17 protein-coding genes and 1 riboswitch are annotated in these 17,202 nt (G+C 63.4%); of the genes, 7 read left to right on the top strand and 10 right to left on the bottom strand.

Annotated features, from left to right (window positions below):
• Window positions 1–108: 108 nt before the first annotated feature.
• The 6 genes from Q7V31_RS07400 (at window position 109) to Q7V31_RS07375 (ending at window position 6,227) form a co-directional block, all read left to right on the top strand.
• A complete protein-coding gene (locus Q7V31_RS07400; RefSeq protein WP_304733390.1) occupies window positions 109–696 on the top strand; it encodes a hypothetical protein in 588 nt (195 codons plus the stop codon).
• A gap of 122 nt (window positions 697–818) precedes the next feature.
• A riboswitch (glycine riboswitch) is annotated at window positions 819–916 on the top strand.
• 189 nt (window positions 917–1,105) lie between these two features.
• Complete coding sequence (gene gcvT, locus Q7V31_RS07395) at window positions 1,106–2,242, top strand: glycine cleavage system aminomethyltransferase GcvT (RefSeq protein WP_304733389.1); 1,137 nt, start codon at window positions 1,106–1,108, stop codon at window positions 2,240–2,242.
• 34 nt (window positions 2,243–2,276) lie between these two features.
• Window positions 2,277–2,654 carry a glycine cleavage system protein GcvH gene (gcvH, locus tag Q7V31_RS07390; RefSeq protein WP_304733388.1) on the top strand — a complete coding sequence of 126 codons (378 nt, stop codon included), beginning with the start codon at window positions 2,277–2,279 and terminating at the stop codon, window positions 2,652–2,654.
• 62 nt (window positions 2,655–2,716) lie between these two features.
• A complete protein-coding gene (gene gcvPA, locus Q7V31_RS07385; protein WP_304733387.1) occupies window positions 2,717–4,060 on the top strand; it encodes an aminomethyl-transferring glycine dehydrogenase subunit GcvPA in 1,344 nt (447 codons plus the stop codon).
• An 8-nt stretch (window positions 4,061–4,068) separates the two neighbouring features.
• Window positions 4,069–5,637 carry an aminomethyl-transferring glycine dehydrogenase subunit GcvPB gene (gcvPB, locus tag Q7V31_RS07380; RefSeq protein ID WP_304733962.1) on the top strand — a complete coding sequence of 523 codons (1,569 nt, stop codon included), beginning with the start codon at window positions 4,069–4,071 and terminating at the stop codon, window positions 5,635–5,637.
• 2 nt (window positions 5,638–5,639) lie between these two features.
• Window positions 5,640–6,227 carry a nucleotidyltransferase family protein gene (locus tag Q7V31_RS07375; protein ID WP_304733385.1) on the top strand — a complete coding sequence of 196 codons (588 nt, stop codon included), beginning with the start codon at window positions 5,640–5,642 and terminating at the stop codon, window positions 6,225–6,227.
• Here Q7V31_RS07375 and Q7V31_RS07370 read toward each other — a convergent pair.
• The 9 genes from Q7V31_RS07370 to Q7V31_RS07330 form a co-directional block, all read right to left on the bottom strand.
• Window positions 6,203–6,985 carry a dienelactone hydrolase family protein gene (locus Q7V31_RS07370; protein ID WP_304733384.1) on the bottom strand — a complete coding sequence of 261 codons (783 nt, stop codon included), beginning with the start codon at window positions 6,983–6,985 and terminating at the stop codon, window positions 6,203–6,205. The two genes, Q7V31_RS07375 and Q7V31_RS07370, sit on opposite strands and share 25 nt — an antisense overlap.
• Window positions 6,986–7,095: 110 nt before the next feature.
• Window positions 7,096–7,581 (bottom strand): F0F1 ATP synthase subunit B, encoded by a 486-nt coding sequence (atpF, locus tag Q7V31_RS07365; RefSeq protein ID WP_304733383.1) that lies wholly within the window; start codon window positions 7,579–7,581, stop codon window positions 7,096–7,098.
• A 17-nt stretch (window positions 7,582–7,598) separates the two neighbouring features.
• The gene (locus Q7V31_RS07360) at window positions 7,599–8,078 is read right to left on the bottom strand and encodes a F0F1 ATP synthase subunit B' (protein ID WP_304733382.1); all 480 of its coding nucleotides are present in this window, start codon (window positions 8,076–8,078) and stop codon (window positions 7,599–7,601) included.
• Window positions 8,079–8,154: 76 nt separating this feature from the next.
• Window positions 8,155–8,382 (bottom strand): F0F1 ATP synthase subunit C, encoded by a 228-nt coding sequence (locus tag Q7V31_RS07355; protein ID WP_293206658.1) that lies wholly within the window; start codon window positions 8,380–8,382, stop codon window positions 8,155–8,157.
• Between the two features lie 88 nt (window positions 8,383–8,470).
• Window positions 8,471–9,193, bottom strand: a complete 723-nt coding sequence (locus Q7V31_RS07350) for a F0F1 ATP synthase subunit A (protein ID WP_304733961.1) — start codon at window positions 9,191–9,193, stop codon at window positions 8,471–8,473.
• Window positions 9,194–9,271: 78 nt separating this feature from the next.
• Complete coding sequence (locus Q7V31_RS07345) at window positions 9,272–9,637, bottom strand: AtpZ/AtpI family protein (protein ID WP_304733381.1); 366 nt, start codon at window positions 9,635–9,637, stop codon at window positions 9,272–9,274.
• A gap of 257 nt (window positions 9,638–9,894) precedes the next feature.
• Entirely contained in the window at window positions 9,895–13,356 is a 3,462-nt protein-coding gene (smc, locus tag Q7V31_RS07340; protein ID WP_304733380.1) for a chromosome segregation protein SMC, read from the bottom strand.
• A 56-nt stretch (window positions 13,357–13,412) separates the two neighbouring features.
• Window positions 13,413–14,138, bottom strand: coding sequence for a DsbA family protein (locus Q7V31_RS07335; RefSeq protein ID WP_304733378.1), 726 nt, complete (start codon window positions 14,136–14,138; stop codon window positions 13,413–13,415).
• Between the two features lie 104 nt (window positions 14,139–14,242).
• A complete protein-coding gene (locus Q7V31_RS07330) occupies window positions 14,243–14,773 on the bottom strand; it encodes a DUF721 domain-containing protein (RefSeq protein WP_304733377.1) in 531 nt (176 codons plus the stop codon).
• Between the two features lie 72 nt (window positions 14,774–14,845).
• On the opposite strand from Q7V31_RS07330, the gene mutY reads away from it, so the two are divergent.
• Entirely contained in the window at window positions 14,846–15,982 is a 1,137-nt protein-coding gene (gene mutY, locus Q7V31_RS07325; protein ID WP_304733376.1) for an A/G-specific adenine glycosylase, read from the top strand.
• Window positions 15,983–16,059: 77 nt separating this feature from the next.
• Here the strand turns inward: mutY and Q7V31_RS07320 are convergent, their stop codons facing one another.
• On the bottom strand, window positions 16,060–17,160 hold the full coding sequence (locus Q7V31_RS07320; RefSeq protein WP_304733374.1) for a site-specific DNA-methyltransferase: 1,101 nt from the start codon (window positions 17,158–17,160) through the stop codon (window positions 16,060–16,062).
• Between the last annotated feature and the right edge of the window lie 42 nt (window positions 17,161–17,202).

The raw sequence follows: 17,202 nt of genomic DNA, 5'->3' as shown, positions 1-17,202 counted from the left end.
CTTTCGGGTGCCCGTTCGTCGGTAATAGAGGGGCCCCGTCCGGGAAAGTCAAGAAAGCCGCCGAACGGTCTCCTGCCGCTCGCGCCAGCCACAACAGAGTGAAATCAGATGCCGTTTTCGATTGCGCTGCAACGACTTAGCAGACCTTCCCTGTTGCTCGTCGCGGCGCTGGCGCTCAGTGGTTGCTCCTCGCTCAATCCCTTCGGCAGCAGCGACAAGGAAGGCGGCACCGCGCAACTGCCCTGTCCGCAGGTCGGCGTGCTCAATGAAGCCGACCACATGACGCTGCTCAGGGGCGCCGGGACCGATCTGACGGACATCGTTGCGCGCGCCGAAATCGGCCGGGTTGTCTCCAAATGCACCTACAACACCAGCGATGCGACCATCACCGTCGATCTTGCCTTTGATGGCGTGGCCGAACTTGGACCTGCCGCGACGACGCGCGATCTCACCTTCAACGTGTTTGTGGCCGTCACACGGCGCTTCGACACGTTGGACAAGAAACAGGTCTATCAGATTCCGGTGAATTTCCCGGCCGGCCAGCGCCAGGCCCGTTTCGTCAAGACAGTCGATGGAACAGTCTTGCCCTATGGCGGCGCCGCCGACGGCCGCATCTACCAGGTCCTGGTCGGCTTCCAGCTTTCTGCCGAGCAACTCGAATACAACCGCCGATCGGCGTTCACGCCCATTCGGTAGATGTGACCGCAGGCACACGAATCACCATTTCTCCCCATTTTTGGCTGCGTTCGGTCGATTCGATCCCGGCCCGCGATTGACTCTCGCCGAGTGGTCCATATGATCGACGGCACTCAACTCAGATGAACTCTGCGGAAGAGATCGGAGCGCTCAACGAGCTCCGGCGCCGAAGGAGCAACCGCCCCGGAAACTCTCAGGCAAAAAGGACCGCAGGGGGATGAATCTCTGGAAAGCAGGCCGGCGACCGATTTGCCGGACTCACCGACGGGCGTAAGCGGACCGGCATCTACTGACCGCCGCGAAATCTCTCAGGTACCGCGACAGAGTGGGGCGCTGCAGGCGAAGCGATTCGCCGATGTAGCGACCCATTTCGATTCGTATTCGTCCAAAGGACGAGCCTGGAAGCGCTATGTCGGAACCTGCCGTTGCCTCGGACAAACTGAAAACGACACCGCTCCACGCGCTCCATGTCGAATTGGGCGCGAAGATGGTTCCGTTTGCCGGCTACGACATGCCGGTCCAATACCCGGATGGCGTTTTGGCCGAGCACCTGCATACGCGTGGGGCGGCAGGTCTGTTCGACGTGTCGCATATGGGGCAGGCTTTCCTTACAGGGCCGGATCACGAAACGACCGCGCGCGCTGTCGAGGCACTGACGCCGGGTGACATTCGGGATCTCGCGCCCGGCGCCATCCGCTACACATTGTTGCTGAACGACAAGGGCGGCATCCGCGACGACCTGATGGTGACGCGAACGCTGACCGATGGTGTTCTCTTCCTCGTCGTCAACGCCGCCTGCAAGGACGCCGACTTCGCTCACATCGCCGCCAATCTTCCCTCGGGCGTCGCGCTGGAACGTCTCGAAGATCGGGCGTTGATCGCGCTGCAAGGTCCGAAGGCCGCGGAGGTATTCGCGCGTTTCGCATCGGAAGCCGCGACGCAGAGCTTCATGACCGCACGCGACCTGAGCGTTGCCGGCGTTCCCTGCATGGTCAGCCGCTCGGGCTATACGGGCGAAGACGGCTATGAGATTTCGATACCGGCAAAGGATGCCGCGGCGCTGACAAAAAAGCTGCTGGCCGAACCGGACGTGAAGCCCATCGGACTCGGCGCCCGCGATTCGCTACGTCTCGAGGCAGGGCTTTGCCTCTATGGCCACGACATCGACGAAACGACGACGCCGATTGAAGCCGCGCTTGGTTGGGCAATCGGCAAACGTCGCCGCGCCGAGGCGAACTTTCCCGGCGCAAAAATCAATCTCGACCAAATCTCAAATGGCGCGCCGCGCAAGCGCGTCGGCCTGTTGCCGGAAGACAAGGCGCCGGCGCGTGAAGGCACGGAAATTTTCGCGGGAAGCAATCGGATCGGTATTGTGACCAGCGGTGGCTACGGCCCGAGCGTCGGCGGGCCCATTGCGATGGGCTATGTCGACACGGCCTCGGCAAAAGCCGGCACGGCGGTCGAGTTGATGGTGCGGGGCAAGGGCCGCGCCGCGCATGTCGCGGCCATGCCGTTTGTCGAAAAACATTTCTACCGGGGCAATTGAGCATAGCCTTCAGCAAGGGATCAGGGGACTTCAAATGAGCGATATTCGTTTTACCGATCAGCACGAATGGGTCCGGGTGGATGGCGACATCGCCACCATCGGAATCACCGACTATGCACAGGAACAGCTCGGTGATGTCGTCTATGTGGAACTGCCGGAGATCGGCAAGACCATCGAAGCCGGCGACGAAGCGGCCGTGGTCGAGAGCGTCAAGGCCGCGAGTGAGGTCTACACGCCGGTAAGCGGCGAAGTAATCGACGTCAACAGCGACATCGAGGCGACGCCGGCTGGCGTCAACGAAGACGCGATGGGAGACGGCTGGTTTGTAAAGCTGCGTATGTCGGACCCGGCCGAATTTGAGAAGCTGATGGACGAGAACGCTTACAAGGAATTCGTTGAAGGCCTGCACTGATCAGGCGCGCCGCGTCACGACAAGTCATCCCGCACCACCCCGCCGAAAAGGACGTTGCGATCATGCGTTACCTGCCCCTGACCGAGACTGATCGCAGCGAAATGCTCGGCGTTATCGGCGCAAAGAGCGTCGATGAGCTTTTTCGCGACGTACCGGAGCGCGCCCGCCTTGCGGGCCTCGTCGACCTGCCGCGCCGGCAAGGTGAAATGGAAGTCGATCGGGCGCTGTCGAAAATGGCGGCAAGAAACGTCTCGGCCGGTTCTGTCCCGTTCTTTGTCGGCGCCGGCGCCTATCGGCATCATGTGCCGGCGTCCGTCGACCATCTGATCCAGCGGTCGGAGTTCCTGACCTCCTACACGCCCTATCAGCCTGAGATTACACAAGGCACGCTGCAGTATCTGTTCGAATTCCAGACCCAGGTGGCGATGATCACCGGCATGGATGTTGCCAATGCCTCGATGTATGACGGCTCCACCGGCTGCGGCGAGGCTGTGCTGATGGCGCATCGTGTCACCAAGCGCAAAAAGGCGGTGCTGTCGGGAACACTGCACCCGCAATATGCGGAAGTTGTAAAAAATCTGTCGGACTTTGCCGACTATGAACTTGACGTCATGCCGCCGGCACTCCCCGGCAGACCGGAAGACATCGCCGCTCACATCGCCGACGACACAAGTTGCGTCGTCGTTCAGTCGCCGGGTTTTTTCGGCGAACTGGTCGATCTGCGTCCCATCGCCGAAGCGGCACATGCCAAAGGCGCGTTGCTGATCGCCGTGGTGCCGGAGATCGTTTCGTTGGGCGCGGTGACGCCGCCGGGCGACATGGGAGCCGACATCGTCGTCGGCGAGGGCCAATCGATTGGCAACGGCTTGAATTTCGGCGGGCCCTATGTCGGCCTCTTCGCCACGCGGCAGAAATTCGTGCGCCAGATGCCGGGCCGCCTCTGCGGCGAGACGGTCGACGCTGACGGCAAGCGCGGCTTCGTTCTGACGCTGTCGACGCGGGAGCAGCATATCCGCCGGGAAAAGGCGACCTCCAACATTTGCACCAATTCAGGCCTTTGCTGCCTCGCCTTCACCATTCACATGTCGCTGCTTGGCGAGGAAGGCTACAAGCGCCTGGCGCGGATCAACCATGCGGCGGCTGTCGACCTGGCCGAGCGGTTGTCGAAAGTGCCGGGCGTCGAAATCCTCAATCGGGCATTCTTCAACGAATTCACAATGCGCCTGCCCGGATCGGCTGCCGATGTGGTCGACGCGCTGGCCGACAAGGGTGTGCTCGGCGGCGTGCCGGTCTCGCGTCTGCTGCCGGGTGCGGGTTTTGACGACCTGCTGATTGTTGCCTCCACCGAGGTCAATACCGATGCCGACCGTGCCGCTTTTGCCGCTGCGCTTGTGGAGGTGCTGTGATGTCTGGAATGAACAAGCAGGGAAGACCGACTTCTATCGCTGTCGGCGGCAGTGCGGCGCGCGAAACCTTCACGGGCAATCGCGCGCTGCAGCTTGAGGAAGCGCTTGTTTTCGAGCTCGACAATCCGGGGGCGTGCGGCGTCGATCTTGATGAGCCGACACCCTTCACGGCACGCCTTGGAGGGTTCGAGCGCCAAGGCCGGATTGGCTTGCCGAGCGTTTCGGAGCCCGAGATCGTGCGCCACTACGTGCGCCTCTCGGCCAAGAACTATTCGATCGACGCCGGGCTCTATCCACTTGGCTCCTGCACGATGAAGCACAATCCGCGCCTGAATGAGAAGATGGCGCGGCTTCCGGGTATTGGCGACATCCATCCATTGCAGCCGATGAAAACCGTACAGGGCGCCTTGGAGTTGATGGACACACTCGCCCATTGGCTGAAGGAACTGACCGGCATGCCGGCCGTCGCCTTGTCGCCCAAAGCAGGCGCACATGGTGAACTTTGCGGCATGATGGCCATCCGCGCGGCGCTGATCGCGCGCGGCGAGGACGAAGCGCGCAGCCGTGTGCTGGTGCCGGAATCGGCGCATGGCACGAACCCTGCCACCGCCGCGTTACTTGGCTACAAGGTCGAGTCCATTCCGGTGACGACTGAAGGCAGGGTCGATCTTGCCGCTTTCAAGGCGACGCTCGGTCCGGATGTTGCGGCGATCATGCTCACAAACCCCAATACCTGTGGCCTCTTCGAGCGCGACATAATCGATATTGCCGATGCCGTGCATGAGGCGGGCGCCTATTTCTATTGCGACGGCGCCAATTTCAACGCGATTGTTGGTCGTGTGCGGCCGGGCGACCTTGGCATCGACGCCATGCATATCAATCTGCACAAGACGTTCTCGACGCCACATGGCGGCGGCGGTCCGGGCGCGGGACCGGTGGTATTCTCTGCAGCGCTGGCGCCATTCGCGCCGCGGCCCTATGTGGTGCACGGGGCGGACGGTTTCCGTCTGGTCGAAACCGCGGAAGATGCGAAGGCCGATGGTACGACGCCCTTCGGCCGCATGACCGCCTTTCACGGCCAGATGGGCATGTTCGTGCGCGCGCTGGCCTACATGATGAGCCACGGATCGGACGGGCTGCGCCAGGTCGCAGAGGATGCGGTGCTGAATGCCAATTATGTGCTGGCCTCGCTGAAGGATGATCTTTCGGCGCCCTTCGAGGGCCCCTGCATGCACGAGGCGCTGTTCGACGATCGCTTCCTGAAGGGCACCGGCGTCGAAACGCTCGACTTCGCCAAGGCGATGATCGACGAGGGCTACCACCCGATGACGATGTATTTCCCGCTGGTGGTGCACGGGGCGTTGTTGATCGAGCCGACGGAAACCGAATCGAAGCAGGCCGTCGATCTTTTCATCGCGACGCTGAAGGACCTCGCCCGCGCCGCGAAGTCGAACGACAAGGAGCGTTTCACCGGCGCGCCTTACCTGTCGCCGCGCCGTCGCCTCGACGAAACGGCCGCCGCCCGTAGCCCGGTGCTGCGCTGGGCGCCGCCGGCGCCGAAACAGGCTGCCGAATAGGGATGGACGAAGCGCGGTTTCTCTCGCTGGCGCTGGCCAATGAAACCAACCGCGCGATCCTCGACCGGCTGCCCGAACTCGATCTGCCCGACACATGGTTGGTGTCGGGCAGCCTCTTCCAGGCCGTCTGGAACGGGCTGACAGGCCGCGCGCCGGACTACGGCATCAAGGATTACGACATTTTCTATTTCGATCCTGACACAAGCTGGGAGGCGGAAGACCGCGCCATCGCGCGGGCGCGCAAACTTTATGCACCGCTCGGCATCGAAGTCGAATTGCGCAACCAGGCGCGAGTACATCTCTGGTATCCGGGAAAATTCGGCATGCCCTATCCGCCGCTTTCGTGCGCGACCGACGGCATCGACCGCTTTCTGGCGCCGGCCTGCATGGTCGGCGTGCAGGCGACGGGAGACGGGGTTCGCACCTATGCGCCTTTCGGCTTCGGCGATATTGCGACAATGACGATCCGCCCGAATCCGGTCGCCAATTTCAATGCCGACCGCCTGGCCGAAAAGGCGTCCCGTTGGAAGGAGAATTGGCCGGAATTGACGATTGTCGAATGCAATCAGGCCGCAAGCAGCCGCTCCTGAAAAAAGGCGATCACGCGCTTAGCGGCTTCCTTGGTTGGCTCGCCGTCACGGTCGATCAGGTCGACGGTCAGCACCGAATGCGGCTTCGGCGCCGGGGAGTCGGGATTGGCGTGGCGGTCGTCAATCTCGATACCTTCGAACGCATTCCCGAGCTCACGGCGCAGGCTTTCGAATTTTTCTGGCGGGCACATGAAATCGCCCTTGAAACGCAGGCCAAGCACCTTGGCGCCCTTGGCGCAACGATCCTTTACGCATTGCAATTCTTCCGGCGACACATGCAGCGCTGCCTTCCGCACCGCGCCGGCCGGAAAGGGCATTGATGGCTGTGACAGGACCGGTGCCAGTAAGGCGGGCTCCATCATCATCGACAGGGCGAAATTGCCCGAGAAACACATGCCGATGGCGCCGACACCCTTGCCGCCGGCTTCCTCATGCGCGTGCCGCGCCAGCGCGCGGAGCCAGACGGTAACGGGGCTCGAGCGATTTGAGGCGAGGATATGGAACTCGCGCCGGACGCAGAGTTTCGCAATCGAGGAAAGGACATAACCGTTTGTCAGCGGCTTGCCGGCCACGCCCAGCAGTTCGGGCATGTAGACCCGAAAGCCCGCATCGACCACCCAGTCTGCAAAGCGGATCACCTCGGGCGTGATGCCGGGAATTTCATGGATGACGATGACGGCAGGCCCGTGCCCGCGCACATAGACGGGGCGCGTCTCGTTCTCATGGGTGAATTCGGTCTGCGTATAGGCGCTGAGCATGTTTTGGGTCCCCTTGGTGCGACCATTCAAGGGGAGGAGCGGGGCCGAATGCAAACGAAAACCCCGCCCGGCTTGCGCTGGGCGGGGTTTTGGACGGCCAGTTCGCCCCCCTAGTGCAGCTTTGCGGCCAGTTCCGAGATCGAGCGTTCGACCAGCTTTTCGTCTTCCTCAGCCGTGACCCGGTCCGCGATCACCTTCCGCGCGGCGCCGATGGCGACCTCGGCGGCCGTCGCACGGACTTCACTCAGGGCCTGTGATTCGGCTTGGGCGATCTTGTCTTCGGCGAGTTTCGTGCGCCGGTCGACCTGCGCTTCCATATTGGCGCGAATTTCCTTGGCCAGGTTTTCGGCCTCGGTCTTGGCCTGGGCGACGATGTCCTCGGCTTCTTTCATCGCTTCGCGCTGCTTGCGCTGATAGGAGGCAAGAAGCTGTTGTGCCTCCTCGCGGAGCCGGCGTGCCTCGTCGAGTTCGGCCGCAATATCGGCGGCGCGCTTGTCGAGCAGGGCCCCGATCATGCCGGGAACCTTGTAGTAAACAAGCAGCCCGATGAACATCAGGAAGGAGATCAGTACCCAGAAATCGGGAGACGCGAACATGGGTTCCGGTCCTTCTCTTACTTGAGTTCGTTATCGACGGCGCGCTCGGCGGCGGCGCGGTCGGCATTGCCGAGAAGTTCGGTCACGACAGCGTTAGCGACCTCAATGGCAACGTCACGCACATTGCCGAGAGCTTTTTCCTTGGTCGCGGCGATCTGCTTTTCGGCGATGCCGATTTTCTCGGCCAGCCGCGCCTCGATCGATTTCCGCTGACGCTCGGTTTCCTCATTCAGGCGGTCGCGTGTCGCTTGCGCAATCTCATGCGCATGGGCACGGGCTTCCGCCAGCGCCCGCTCGTAAGCGGCGATGGCCTCGTCCGTCTGCCGCTTGAACTGCTCGGCCTGGTCGAGATCGTCGGCGATGCGGTCGCGGCGTTCCTCAAGGACAGTGGCAACGCGCGGCAGCGCCACACGGGCCAACACCAGATATAGAAAGCCGAAAACGATCGTCAGCCAGACAAGCTGCGGAACGAAGGTTTCGAATGCTAGCTGCGGCATGCCGCTTCTCCCGAAAGCGATTGCCGGCGTCGCGCTCTTGTCACGCGACGCCGGAACATCTGTACGTTTGCGCTGATCAGAACGCGAAGAGGATCAGGAACGCGACGGCGAGACCAAACAGGCCCGTCGCTTCGGCAAGCGCGAAGCCGAGCAGCGCATTGCCGAACTGGCCCTGTGCTGCGGCGGGATTGCGCAGCGCGCCCGCGAGATAGTTGCCGAAAATGGTGCCAATGCCGACGCCGGCGCCGGCAAGAGCGATACAGGCGATACCCGCACCGATGAGCTTTGCAGCTTCTGCTTCCATGGTCTTCAGTCTCCGTTGTCGTAAGGGGTGCGGGTCGCGCCCCGTTGCGGTTGATCGATGGGGTTTTCGCCCCGTTTGGGCCGGCGCCTCAGTGCATATGCAAGGCGTCGTTGAGATAGATGCAGGTCAGGATTGCGAACACATAGGCCTGAAGCGCGGCAACCAGCACTTCAAGACCGGTCAGGCCGACCATGAACACCAGCGGCACGATGCCCGGCGCGATGCCGAAGGATCCGAGCGCGATGACAAAGCCCGCAAACACTTTCAAAACCGTGTGGCCGGCCATCATGTTGGCGAAAAGACGAACCGACAGGCTGATGGGGCGCGTCAGATACGACACGACTTCGATCGGCACCACCAGCGGCAGCAGATAGACCGGCACGCCATGCGGGACGAAGAACTTCATGAAGCCGACGCCATGGACGGCGAAACCGAGGATCGTCACGCCGATAAAGATAAAAAAGGCCAGCGCGAAGGTGACGATGATGTGGCTCGTCACAGTGAAGGAGTAGGGGATCATTCCCAGAAGGTTGCACGCCAGGATGAACGTGAAGAGCGTGAACACGAAGGGGAAGAAGCGCAGACCTGCTGTGCCGACGTTGTCACGCAGCATGTTGGCGATGAACTCGTAGGACAACTCGACAATCGATTGCAGCCGGCCCGGCACCATGGCGCGACGGTTGATGCCGGTGAGCATCAGGCCGATCACCGCTGCCGCGGCGAGCACCATGAAAAGCGAGGAATTTGTGAAGGAGGCATCGATATTCCCGAATTGCATCGGGAAAAGCGTCTTGATCTCGAACTGATGCATGGGGTCGATGGCAAAGCCGCCGCCACCATGTTCTGCGTTTTCTGTCGCCACGCTCGCCGCCCCTGTGTCGGATGGGCCTCAGCCCTGTTGATCGCCGCCTGCGTCCCGTTCGGTTGAAGCGGCAATCTGCCGTGCCGCCCGGTACACATTCAAAATGCCCGCCGCCGCGCCGATGAAGAAAAACACCAGCAAGAACCAGGGCCGTGTGCCGAGCCAGCTATCCAGAACCCAGCCGATTGCCGCTCCGACGAAAACGCCGGCCACCAGTTCGGTAACCAGCCGGAAGGCGACGCCCATGGCTGTGCTCCGGCTTCTGCCGGACGCGGGCTTTTGGTGGGCCTGCTGCGTCTTCCGCAGCCTGGCGTCGAAATCCGCGAGATCGGAATTGCGTCCCTTTTCCGCGCCGGAAGCGTCGGGAGATTTGCCGTCCTGAGGATCCGCCAAAACTCCGTGCTCCCCGCGAAAAAGCGCCGCCACAACTGCAGAGCCCTGCCTCAAGCCGCGCGCACCCTACTTGCAGGGTCTGGCACTGTCAAGAACCGCCAGGAGGCATATAAGCCATTGTAATAAAAGAGAAATTCGGCACAATTCGCGACTGCGGCATTCGGCCTCGGTAGAGCTGCGAACCGAGTCTCGCGGCGAGATGAAAAAGGCCCCTTGAAAGGGGCCTTTCCGTTGCGGCAGCGGCAGTGTCGATGCCGTCAGGAAGCCTCGCGAATCTGCTCCGCAACGTCGAGATCGACCGAGACCAGTGTCGAGACGCCGCGTTCCTGCATGGTGACGCCGAACAGCCTGTTCATGCGCGCCATGGTCAACGCGTGGTGGGTGATGATCAGGAAGCGCGTGTCGGTCGTGCGCGTCATCTCATCCATCAAATCGCAGAACCGCTCGACATTGGCGTCGTCCAGCGGCGCGTCCACTTCGTCCAGCACGCAGATCGGGGACGGGTTGGTGAGGAACACGGCAAAGATCAGCGACATCGCCGTCAGTGCCTGCTCGCCGCCCGACAGCAGCGACATCACCTGCAGCCGTTTGCCCGGCGGGCGGGCAAAAATCTCGAGCCCCGCTTCCAGCGGATCGTCGGATTCGGTCAGCTTCAGATGCGCTTCGCCGCCGCCGAAGAGATGCGTGAAGAGGCGCGAGAAATTGGCGTTGACCTTCTCGAAGGCCTCCAGCATCCGCTCGCGACCTTCGCGGTTGAGGCTGCCGATGCCCTGCCGGAGCTTGGCGATCGCGCTGACAAGATCTTCACGCTCGCCGGTCATCGTTTCGAGTTGTTCCGAAAGTTCGCGGGCCTCTTCCTCGGCCCGCAGATTGACGCCGCCCAGGCTTTCGCGCTCGCGCTTCAGCCGTTCGAGCTTGGCGTCGATCTGTTCGAGGTCCGGCAAGACCGCGCCTTCGGCGAGATTGGCCTGTGCCAGCGCTTCTTCCGGCGCGCATTCGAGGACTTCGCGCACCCGCTCCTCGGCCTCGCGCCGCCGTTCCCGCGCGCCATCGACCAGACCGTCGATGCGGGCCCGCTCCTCGCGCGTCTCGCCGAGATGGGACTGTACGTCCCGGGCGTGTTTGGTTGTTTCGGAGAGCAGCTTTTCGGCACTCGCCAGTGCATCGGCCGCCTGCCCACGCGCCGTCTCGGCATCGCTGATATGGCTCATCAACGCGTGGCGCTTTTCTTCGATCTGCGCCGGCACGCTTTCCAGCGCCTTCAACTCGGCCTCGGCTTCGCCTTGCCGTGTCTCCAGCGTCTCAATCTGTCTGCCGGCATTGGCCGCACGCGCCTGCCATGCGGCACTCTCTTCGGCAATGACATCGAGCCGGCGCACGCGCGCCTCGGCATCGCGGCGGAGCCCTTCATGCTGGGCGCGGGCCTCGGAAAGTTCGAGCCGCAGCGAGGCCACGAGATCGCGCAACGCACTGGCGCGTTGCCGCAATTCTTCGTCGGGCTTCAGGTTCTGGAGCGCCACCTCGGCTTCTTCCAGGGCGCGGGTGGCTTCGATCCGGTCGCCGGTCAGACGCTCTTCGGATTCGGTGAGCGAGGCCAGGCGCGAAAGCTGCGCCGAGGCCGCCCGCTCGGCCGCCGTCAGCGTTTCGCGGATGCGATTGTGTTCGGCTTGCGCATCGCGCAGCGTTTGCCGCTGCTGTTGTTCGCGGGCCATCGCCTCTTCCGCCGCAACATGCGCGGCATCGAAAGCGGCACGCGCCGCCCGGGCGGTTTCCCGCGCCGCGCCGAGTTCGGCCTCGAGATCGGCAAGCCGGTTGCGCTGTTCGAGCCGGCGCGCCGAGGCTGTCGGCGCATCGGCCGCCGCTGTGTAGCCGTCCCAGCGCCAGAGCGCACCTTCGCGCGTTACGACGCGCTGACCCGGCTTCAGCAGCGCCTGAAGGCGCTTGCCGTCCTCCGCCGAAACGACAATGCCGATTTGCGACAGGCGGCGGGAAAGCGCTGCCGGGCCTTGCACAAAATAGGAGAGTGGCGTTGCGCCTTGCGGCAACTCAGGCGCCGTTTCGAAGGGCGGCAGCGCGTCCCAATGAATTGGCGCTGCCTGGTCGCCGGGCACCGCCAGATCGTCGCCCATCGCCGCGCCGAGTGCGGTTTCATAACCATGCTCGACCGTTACGGCGTCGATCATCGGCGGCCAGAGATCGCTTTCGCCGACGGATAGAAGGTCGGTCAGCGTCTTTGCTTCGGCCGTGAGGTCGCCCGCCATGCGTTCGGCGATCTGCAACGGTTCGCGCGCCGTCTTTTCAGCATCCTGAGCAACGCGGCGCGCCTCTTCGGCGTCAAGCGCCATCCGCTCGGCCTCGGCCATGCGTGTGGCCGCGCCGTCAAGCTCCACCGATTGCAGTGCGATCTGCGCTTTCTTTTCCTCGGCATCGGCCAGCGTCTCGCGCTCGCGAACGATTTCGGCAAGCTGGCGCTCCAGCTTTTCGATGCGCTGGCGGCCGGTATCGATGGTGCGCACCAGGCTGTTGCGCTCGGCAGAGAGCCGCGCGATTTCCTGATTGAGCTGGTCGAGTTCGTGTTCATGCGCTTCAAGGCGGCCACGTGTTTCCTCGACACGGGCACCGGCTTCATCTTGCGCCGCGGTCTGCCCTTCTTCGGCGGCACGAAGCGCGGCCGCTTCCTCGTCGAGCCGGGCGATGGCGGCTTGTGTATCTGCAATCAGATCGCGTTCGCGCGCGAGATCCTGCGCAATCTGCTGCAGCCGCGCCGTCAGTCGTTCGGCCTGCTCGCGGGCGCGGGCTTCCTCGGCATCGAGACTGTCGCGCTCGACGGTCAGGCGGTGCAGCCGCGCGGCGGCCACGGCTTCGGCTTCGCGTAGCGGCGGCAGCGCCTCGGCAGCCTGTGCTTCCATGGTCGAAGCCGCCGCCGCTTCACGCGTCAACTCGGTGACGCGGATATCGGTCGCGGCCAGCCGCTCCTCTTCATGCGCGAGAAGGTCGACGGCATGGGTCCATTTGAGATGCAGCAGAATTGCTTCCGTTTCGCGCACCTGGCCCGAAAGATTGCGATAACGAACGGCCTGCCGCGCCTGCCGCTTGAGGCTCGCAAGCTGCGATTCAAGCTGCGCCACCACGTCGTCGAGACGGGTGAGATTGGTTTCGGCCGCCTTCAGCCGAAGCTCCGCCTCGTGCCGGCGCGTATAGAGGCCGGTGATGCCGGCCGCCTCTTCGAGAATGCGGCGGCGATTGATCGGCTTCGACGAGATCAGTTGTGCGATCTGGCCTTGACGCACCAGCGCCGGCGAATGCGCGCCGGTCGATGCGTCGGCGAACAGAAGCTGCACGTCGCGGGCGCGCACTTCGCGGCCGTTGATGCGATAGGTCGAGCCCTGGTCGCGCTCGATCCGGCGCGATACTTCGATGGCGTCACTGTCGTTATAGGCGGGCGGCGCCGAGCGGTCGCCATTGTCGATATAGAGGACGACTTCGGCATGGTTGCGTGCCGGCCGGCCAGCGGTGCCGGCGAAGATCACATCCTCCATGCCCGAGCCGCGCATGTTCTTGAACGAGTTCTCGCCCATGACCCAGCGCATCGCCTCGAGCAGGTTCGACTTGCCGCAACCATTCGGCCCGACAACGCCGGTCAATCCCGGTTCGATGATGAGATCGGTCGGATCGACGAAGGATTTGAAACCCGAAAGGCGGAGGCGATTGAATTGCACTGTGTATCTCGATCTCTGGCGTTGTCACGTATCTTCGAAAAGTGTAGCTGCGGCGCCTATTCTTCCACCGGTGTCGACAGGCCGGGAGCGGGCCCCGACGAGGTGATGTCCTGACCCGCCAGCGCCTTCTGGATCAGCGGTTCGAACTCGCTCCAGGGCAGCGCGCCCTCGACTTTTTCGCCGTTGATGAAGAATGTCGGCGTCGAGCGGACGTTGAATGTCTTGGCGCCGCGCAGCGCGACCTCCTTCACATGGTCGAAAATCTTCTGGTCCTTCATGCAGGCGTCGAAGCTCTCGTCGGAAAAGCCGCCCTGCCGCGCCAGCGCCTTCAGGTCGTCCATCGGCGTCTGCGTGAAGGCCCATCGCGATTGCTGGCGAAACAACACGCCGACAAATCCGAAGTAGCGCTCCGGCCCCGCGCAATGCGCCAGCATGAAGGCGGCGGTTGCGATCGGATCGAAGGGGAAGTCGCGCAGGATGTAATATACTTTTCCGGTTTCGATGTAGTTCTCCTTGAGGAGCGGCATCGTGTTGACTTCGAAGCTGGCGCAATGCGCGCAGGTCAGCGAGGCATAGTCGATGATGGTGACCGGCGCGTTGGGGTCGCCCATCGTCATGTCGCCGAGCGGACCCGGCACCAGCAACTCCTGCTCGAAAGCCGAACGGTCGACAGACCCGCCCGTGCCGTTGCCGTTCGAGGCGCCGAAGAGATAATAACCGCCAATTGCCAGCACGAGGATAAGTGCGACGGCGCCGGCCAGAATGGCTCTATTTTGATTCACGATGACTGGTCCCCACTAGATGTTGGGTCATTATGGCTGCGGGCGCCTGCGCCCTCAACCAATCCTTTCTGTTGCCTCGAGGCGAGAATCGCGACTCGGAGGGCTTACCGGGCCGCGCGCGCCCCGACGACACGTTCGCCGAGCTTCCGCAGCGCCTCTTTCAGCGCTGGTTCCTCAATCTTTTCAAGCTCTTGCGCCAGCGCCGCGCGCTCCCCGGCGGTCAGCGGCCGCAGCCGCCGCAGACGCGGCCGGCGCTTTGCCGGCAACGGACCCTGCACCAGCTTCAGCCGCGCGACGGCGCTGTGCCCGTACCAGGTGTTGATGCGCTCGATGATCTGCGGCTCGAGATGCCGGATCTCGACGGCGATGGGGCCGTCGACGCGGACGACCAGCGTCGCGCCGCCACGCCGGCCGCGCCCCGTTTCCTCACCGGAAGTCCTTGGAAAGATTAGCTTTTCAGGCGACGAATATTCGGCCAGCTGGGCCCCCGCGATCTCCGGCCACTGCGCCAGCACATGCGCTTCGGTGAAGCCGCGCTTGGCGAAGGCGGCGCGCGCCACCGCACTGATCCGCGCGCCGACGGGTGCCGGACTGTAGCGCCGCGAGGCGACGCGATTTCCGAGAATGCCGTTCATCGAGGCATTGTGACTCGAAACGGCGCGTCATGCGAATTGACGCGCGATGCCCTTTCGCGCGATGAGTGAGGGATGGTCCGAAACGCGAAGAAAGCCCCGGAAACAAAGGAAAAGTCAGCCGCAGCGCGCAAGCTGCTGGCCTGGTACGACAGGCATGCGCGCGTGCTGCCCTGGCGCGCGCGGAAGGGCGAACGCGCCGATCCCTATGCGGTGTGGCTGTCGGAAATCATGCTGCAGCAAACGACCGTGGTGACGGTTGGGCCTTATTTTACGGGCTTTTTGAAGCGTTGGCCGACGGTGGACGCGCTGGCGAAAGCACCGCAGGAAGAGGTGATGAAGGCCTGGGCAGGGCTCGGCTACTATGCCCGCGCGCGCAACATGCATGCCTGCGCCCGCGCAGTATCCTCCGAACACGGAGGAAAATTTCCCGATACCGCAGAAGGACTTATCGGCCTCCCGGGGATCGGCCCCTATACGGCCGCCGCGATCGCCGCCATCGCTTTCGGCCGCCGCGCGACAGTGGTCGACGGCAATGTCGAACGCGTCGTGGCGCGCCTCTTCGACATCGAAACGCCGCTGCCGAAAGCGAAGTCCGAGATCCGCGAATACGCCGAAACACTGACGCCCGAGAAGCGCGCCGGCGACTTCGCGCAAGCCATGATGGATCTCGGCGCGACCCTCTGCACGCCGCGCAATCCGGCCTGTAATCGCTGTCCGATCAATGGCTTATGCGATGCGCGGGCGCGCGGGACGGAAGCCTTGCGGCCCGGCCGGGCACCGAAAAAAGCGAAGCCGACACGGACCGGCGCCTGCTTCTGGCTGACCCGGAACGGCCATGTCTGGCTGCGCCGCCGGCCCGAAAAGGGCCTGCTCGGCGGCATGATGGAGGCACCGGGCACAGACTGGAAAACCCCCCTCTGTCACAAAACTGTCAAAAAACTGTCACAAAAGGATCTGGAGGCACTTTATCCCCGGGCGCCGGTGGCCGCCGAATGGCGACTTATCCCCGGTCTGGTGACCCACAGCTTCACCCATTTCGATCTCGAACTGGTCGTGCTGGCCGCCGCGACGCGAAAAAAACTTGTCCCCGGGGGTGACGGGCGCTGGGTTCCGCTCGACGAACTGCATGGCGAGGCGCTGCCGACCGTGATGCGCAAGGTGGCTATGCATGCGATGCCGGAGGCGGGGGCGCTGTTCGCGAAGCGGTGAAGTTTGGTTCGTGGCTCAGGGCGTTCGCGGCTCGAAAAGGTCCGCCGGGCCTTTTCGTTCGCGGCGCGAACCGCCTCTCACCCTTCGCCGATCTCCGCGCGCACTTTCTGGCGCAATATGTCGATGGGTTTCAGTTTGCCGTCGGTCTTGAAGTGCCAGAAGGTCCAGCCGTTGCAGGCGTCGAGCCCCTGCACATGGGCGCCGATCTTGTGGATCGAACCTGAGGCGTCGCGGCAGACGATCGAGCCGTCGGCGCGGACGCGGGCGGCGTGGCGGCGGCCGGGATCGGTGAGCACGTCGCCGGGTTCGAGCAGACCGCGTTCGACCAGCGTGCCGAAGGGAATGCGCAGTTCGGCTTTCTTCGACGTCGTGACTTTCAGATCGTCGGCGGCACCCGTCCTGATCAGGCGCAGGCGTTCGCGCGCGACCTTGATGTAGCGCGCCTCGCGCTCGATGCCGATGAAGTTGCGGCCGAGCTTCTTGGCGACGGCGCCGGTGGTGCCGGTGCCGAAGAAGGGATCGAGCACGGTGTCGCCGGCATTGGTCGTCGCCAGCAGCACGCGGTGCAGCAGCGCTTCGGGCTTCTGCGTCGGATGCGCCTTGCCGCCATCGACGTCCTTCAGGCGCTCGCCGCCTGTGCAGAGCGGCAAGAGCCAGTCGGAGCGCATCTGCAGATCGTCGTTGAGGGCCTTCATCGCATCGTAGTTGAAAGTGTATTTCTTCTGATCTGCATCGCGCGTCGCCCAGATCAGCGTTTCATGCGCATTGGTGAAGCGCGTGCCGCGGAAATTCGGCATCGGATTGGATTTGCGCCAGACGACGTCGTTCATCAGCCAGAAGCCGAGATCCTGCATCGTCGCGCCGACGCGGAAGATGTTGTGATAGGAGCCGATGACCCAGATAGCGCCCGTGTCCTTCAAGACGCGCCGCGCCGCCTTCATCCAGTTGCGGGTGAATTCGTCATAGGCCTGGAAGCTGGCGAACTTGTCCCAGTCGTCATCGACCGCATCGACCTTCGACTGGTCGGGCCGCGTCAGCTCGCCGCCGAGCTGCAGATTATAGGGCGGATCGGCAAAGACGAGATCGACCGACTTTTCCGGAAGCGCGTTCATCGCCTCGATGCAGTCGCCCTGAATGATGGTCTCGGCCGGATTGGCCTTCGCTGTGACGCGCCCCACTGAACACCCCTGTTACTGACGTCGCTTCCGGTCCTGCGCCGG

This window comes from Parvibaculum sp., assembly GCF_030651915.1.
GTDB lineage: Bacteria > Pseudomonadota > Alphaproteobacteria > Parvibaculales > Parvibaculaceae > Parvibaculum.
This window is presented reverse-complemented; position numbering and strand designations above follow the sequence as displayed.

Excerpts from the sequence above, each read along its gene's own strand:
- Q7V31_RS07370 (WP_304733384.1), bottom strand. The coding sequence starts at position 6,985 with ATGCTCAGCGCCTATACGCAGACCGAATTCACCCATGAGAACGAGACG.
- Q7V31_RS07360 (WP_304733382.1), bottom strand. The coding sequence starts at position 8,078 with ATGCCGCAGCTAGCATTCGAAACCTTCGTTCCGCAGCTTGTCTGGCTG.
- Q7V31_RS07400 (WP_304733390.1), top strand. The coding sequence starts at position 109 with ATGCCGTTTTCGATTGCGCTGCAACGACTTAGCAGACCTTCCCTGTTG.
- gcvT (WP_304733389.1), top strand. The coding sequence starts at position 1,106 with ATGTCGGAACCTGCCGTTGCCTCGGACAAACTGAAAACGACACCGCTC.
- Q7V31_RS07375 (WP_304733385.1), top strand. The coding sequence starts at position 5,640 with ATGGACGAAGCGCGGTTTCTCTCGCTGGCGCTGGCCAATGAAACCAAC.
- Q7V31_RS07330 (WP_304733377.1), bottom strand. The coding sequence starts at position 14,773 with ATGAACGGCATTCTCGGAAATCGCGTCGCCTCGCGGCGCTACAGTCCG.
- mutY (WP_304733376.1), top strand. The coding sequence starts at position 14,846 with ATGGTCCGAAACGCGAAGAAAGCCCCGGAAACAAAGGAAAAGTCAGCC.
- gcvH (WP_304733388.1), top strand. The coding sequence starts at position 2,277 with ATGAGCGATATTCGTTTTACCGATCAGCACGAATGGGTCCGGGTGGAT.
- Q7V31_RS07355 (WP_293206658.1), bottom strand. The coding sequence starts at position 8,382 with ATGGAAGCAGAAGCTGCAAAGCTCATCGGTGCGGGTATCGCCTGTATC.
- Q7V31_RS07350 (WP_304733961.1), bottom strand. The coding sequence starts at position 9,193 with ATGCATCAGTTCGAGATCAAGACGCTTTTCCCGATGCAATTCGGGAAT.
- gcvPB (WP_304733962.1), top strand. The coding sequence starts at position 4,069 with ATGAACAAGCAGGGAAGACCGACTTCTATCGCTGTCGGCGGCAGTGCG.
- gcvPA (WP_304733387.1), top strand. The coding sequence starts at position 2,717 with ATGCGTTACCTGCCCCTGACCGAGACTGATCGCAGCGAAATGCTCGGC.
- atpF (WP_304733383.1), bottom strand. The coding sequence starts at position 7,581 with ATGTTCGCGTCTCCCGATTTCTGGGTACTGATCTCCTTCCTGATGTTC.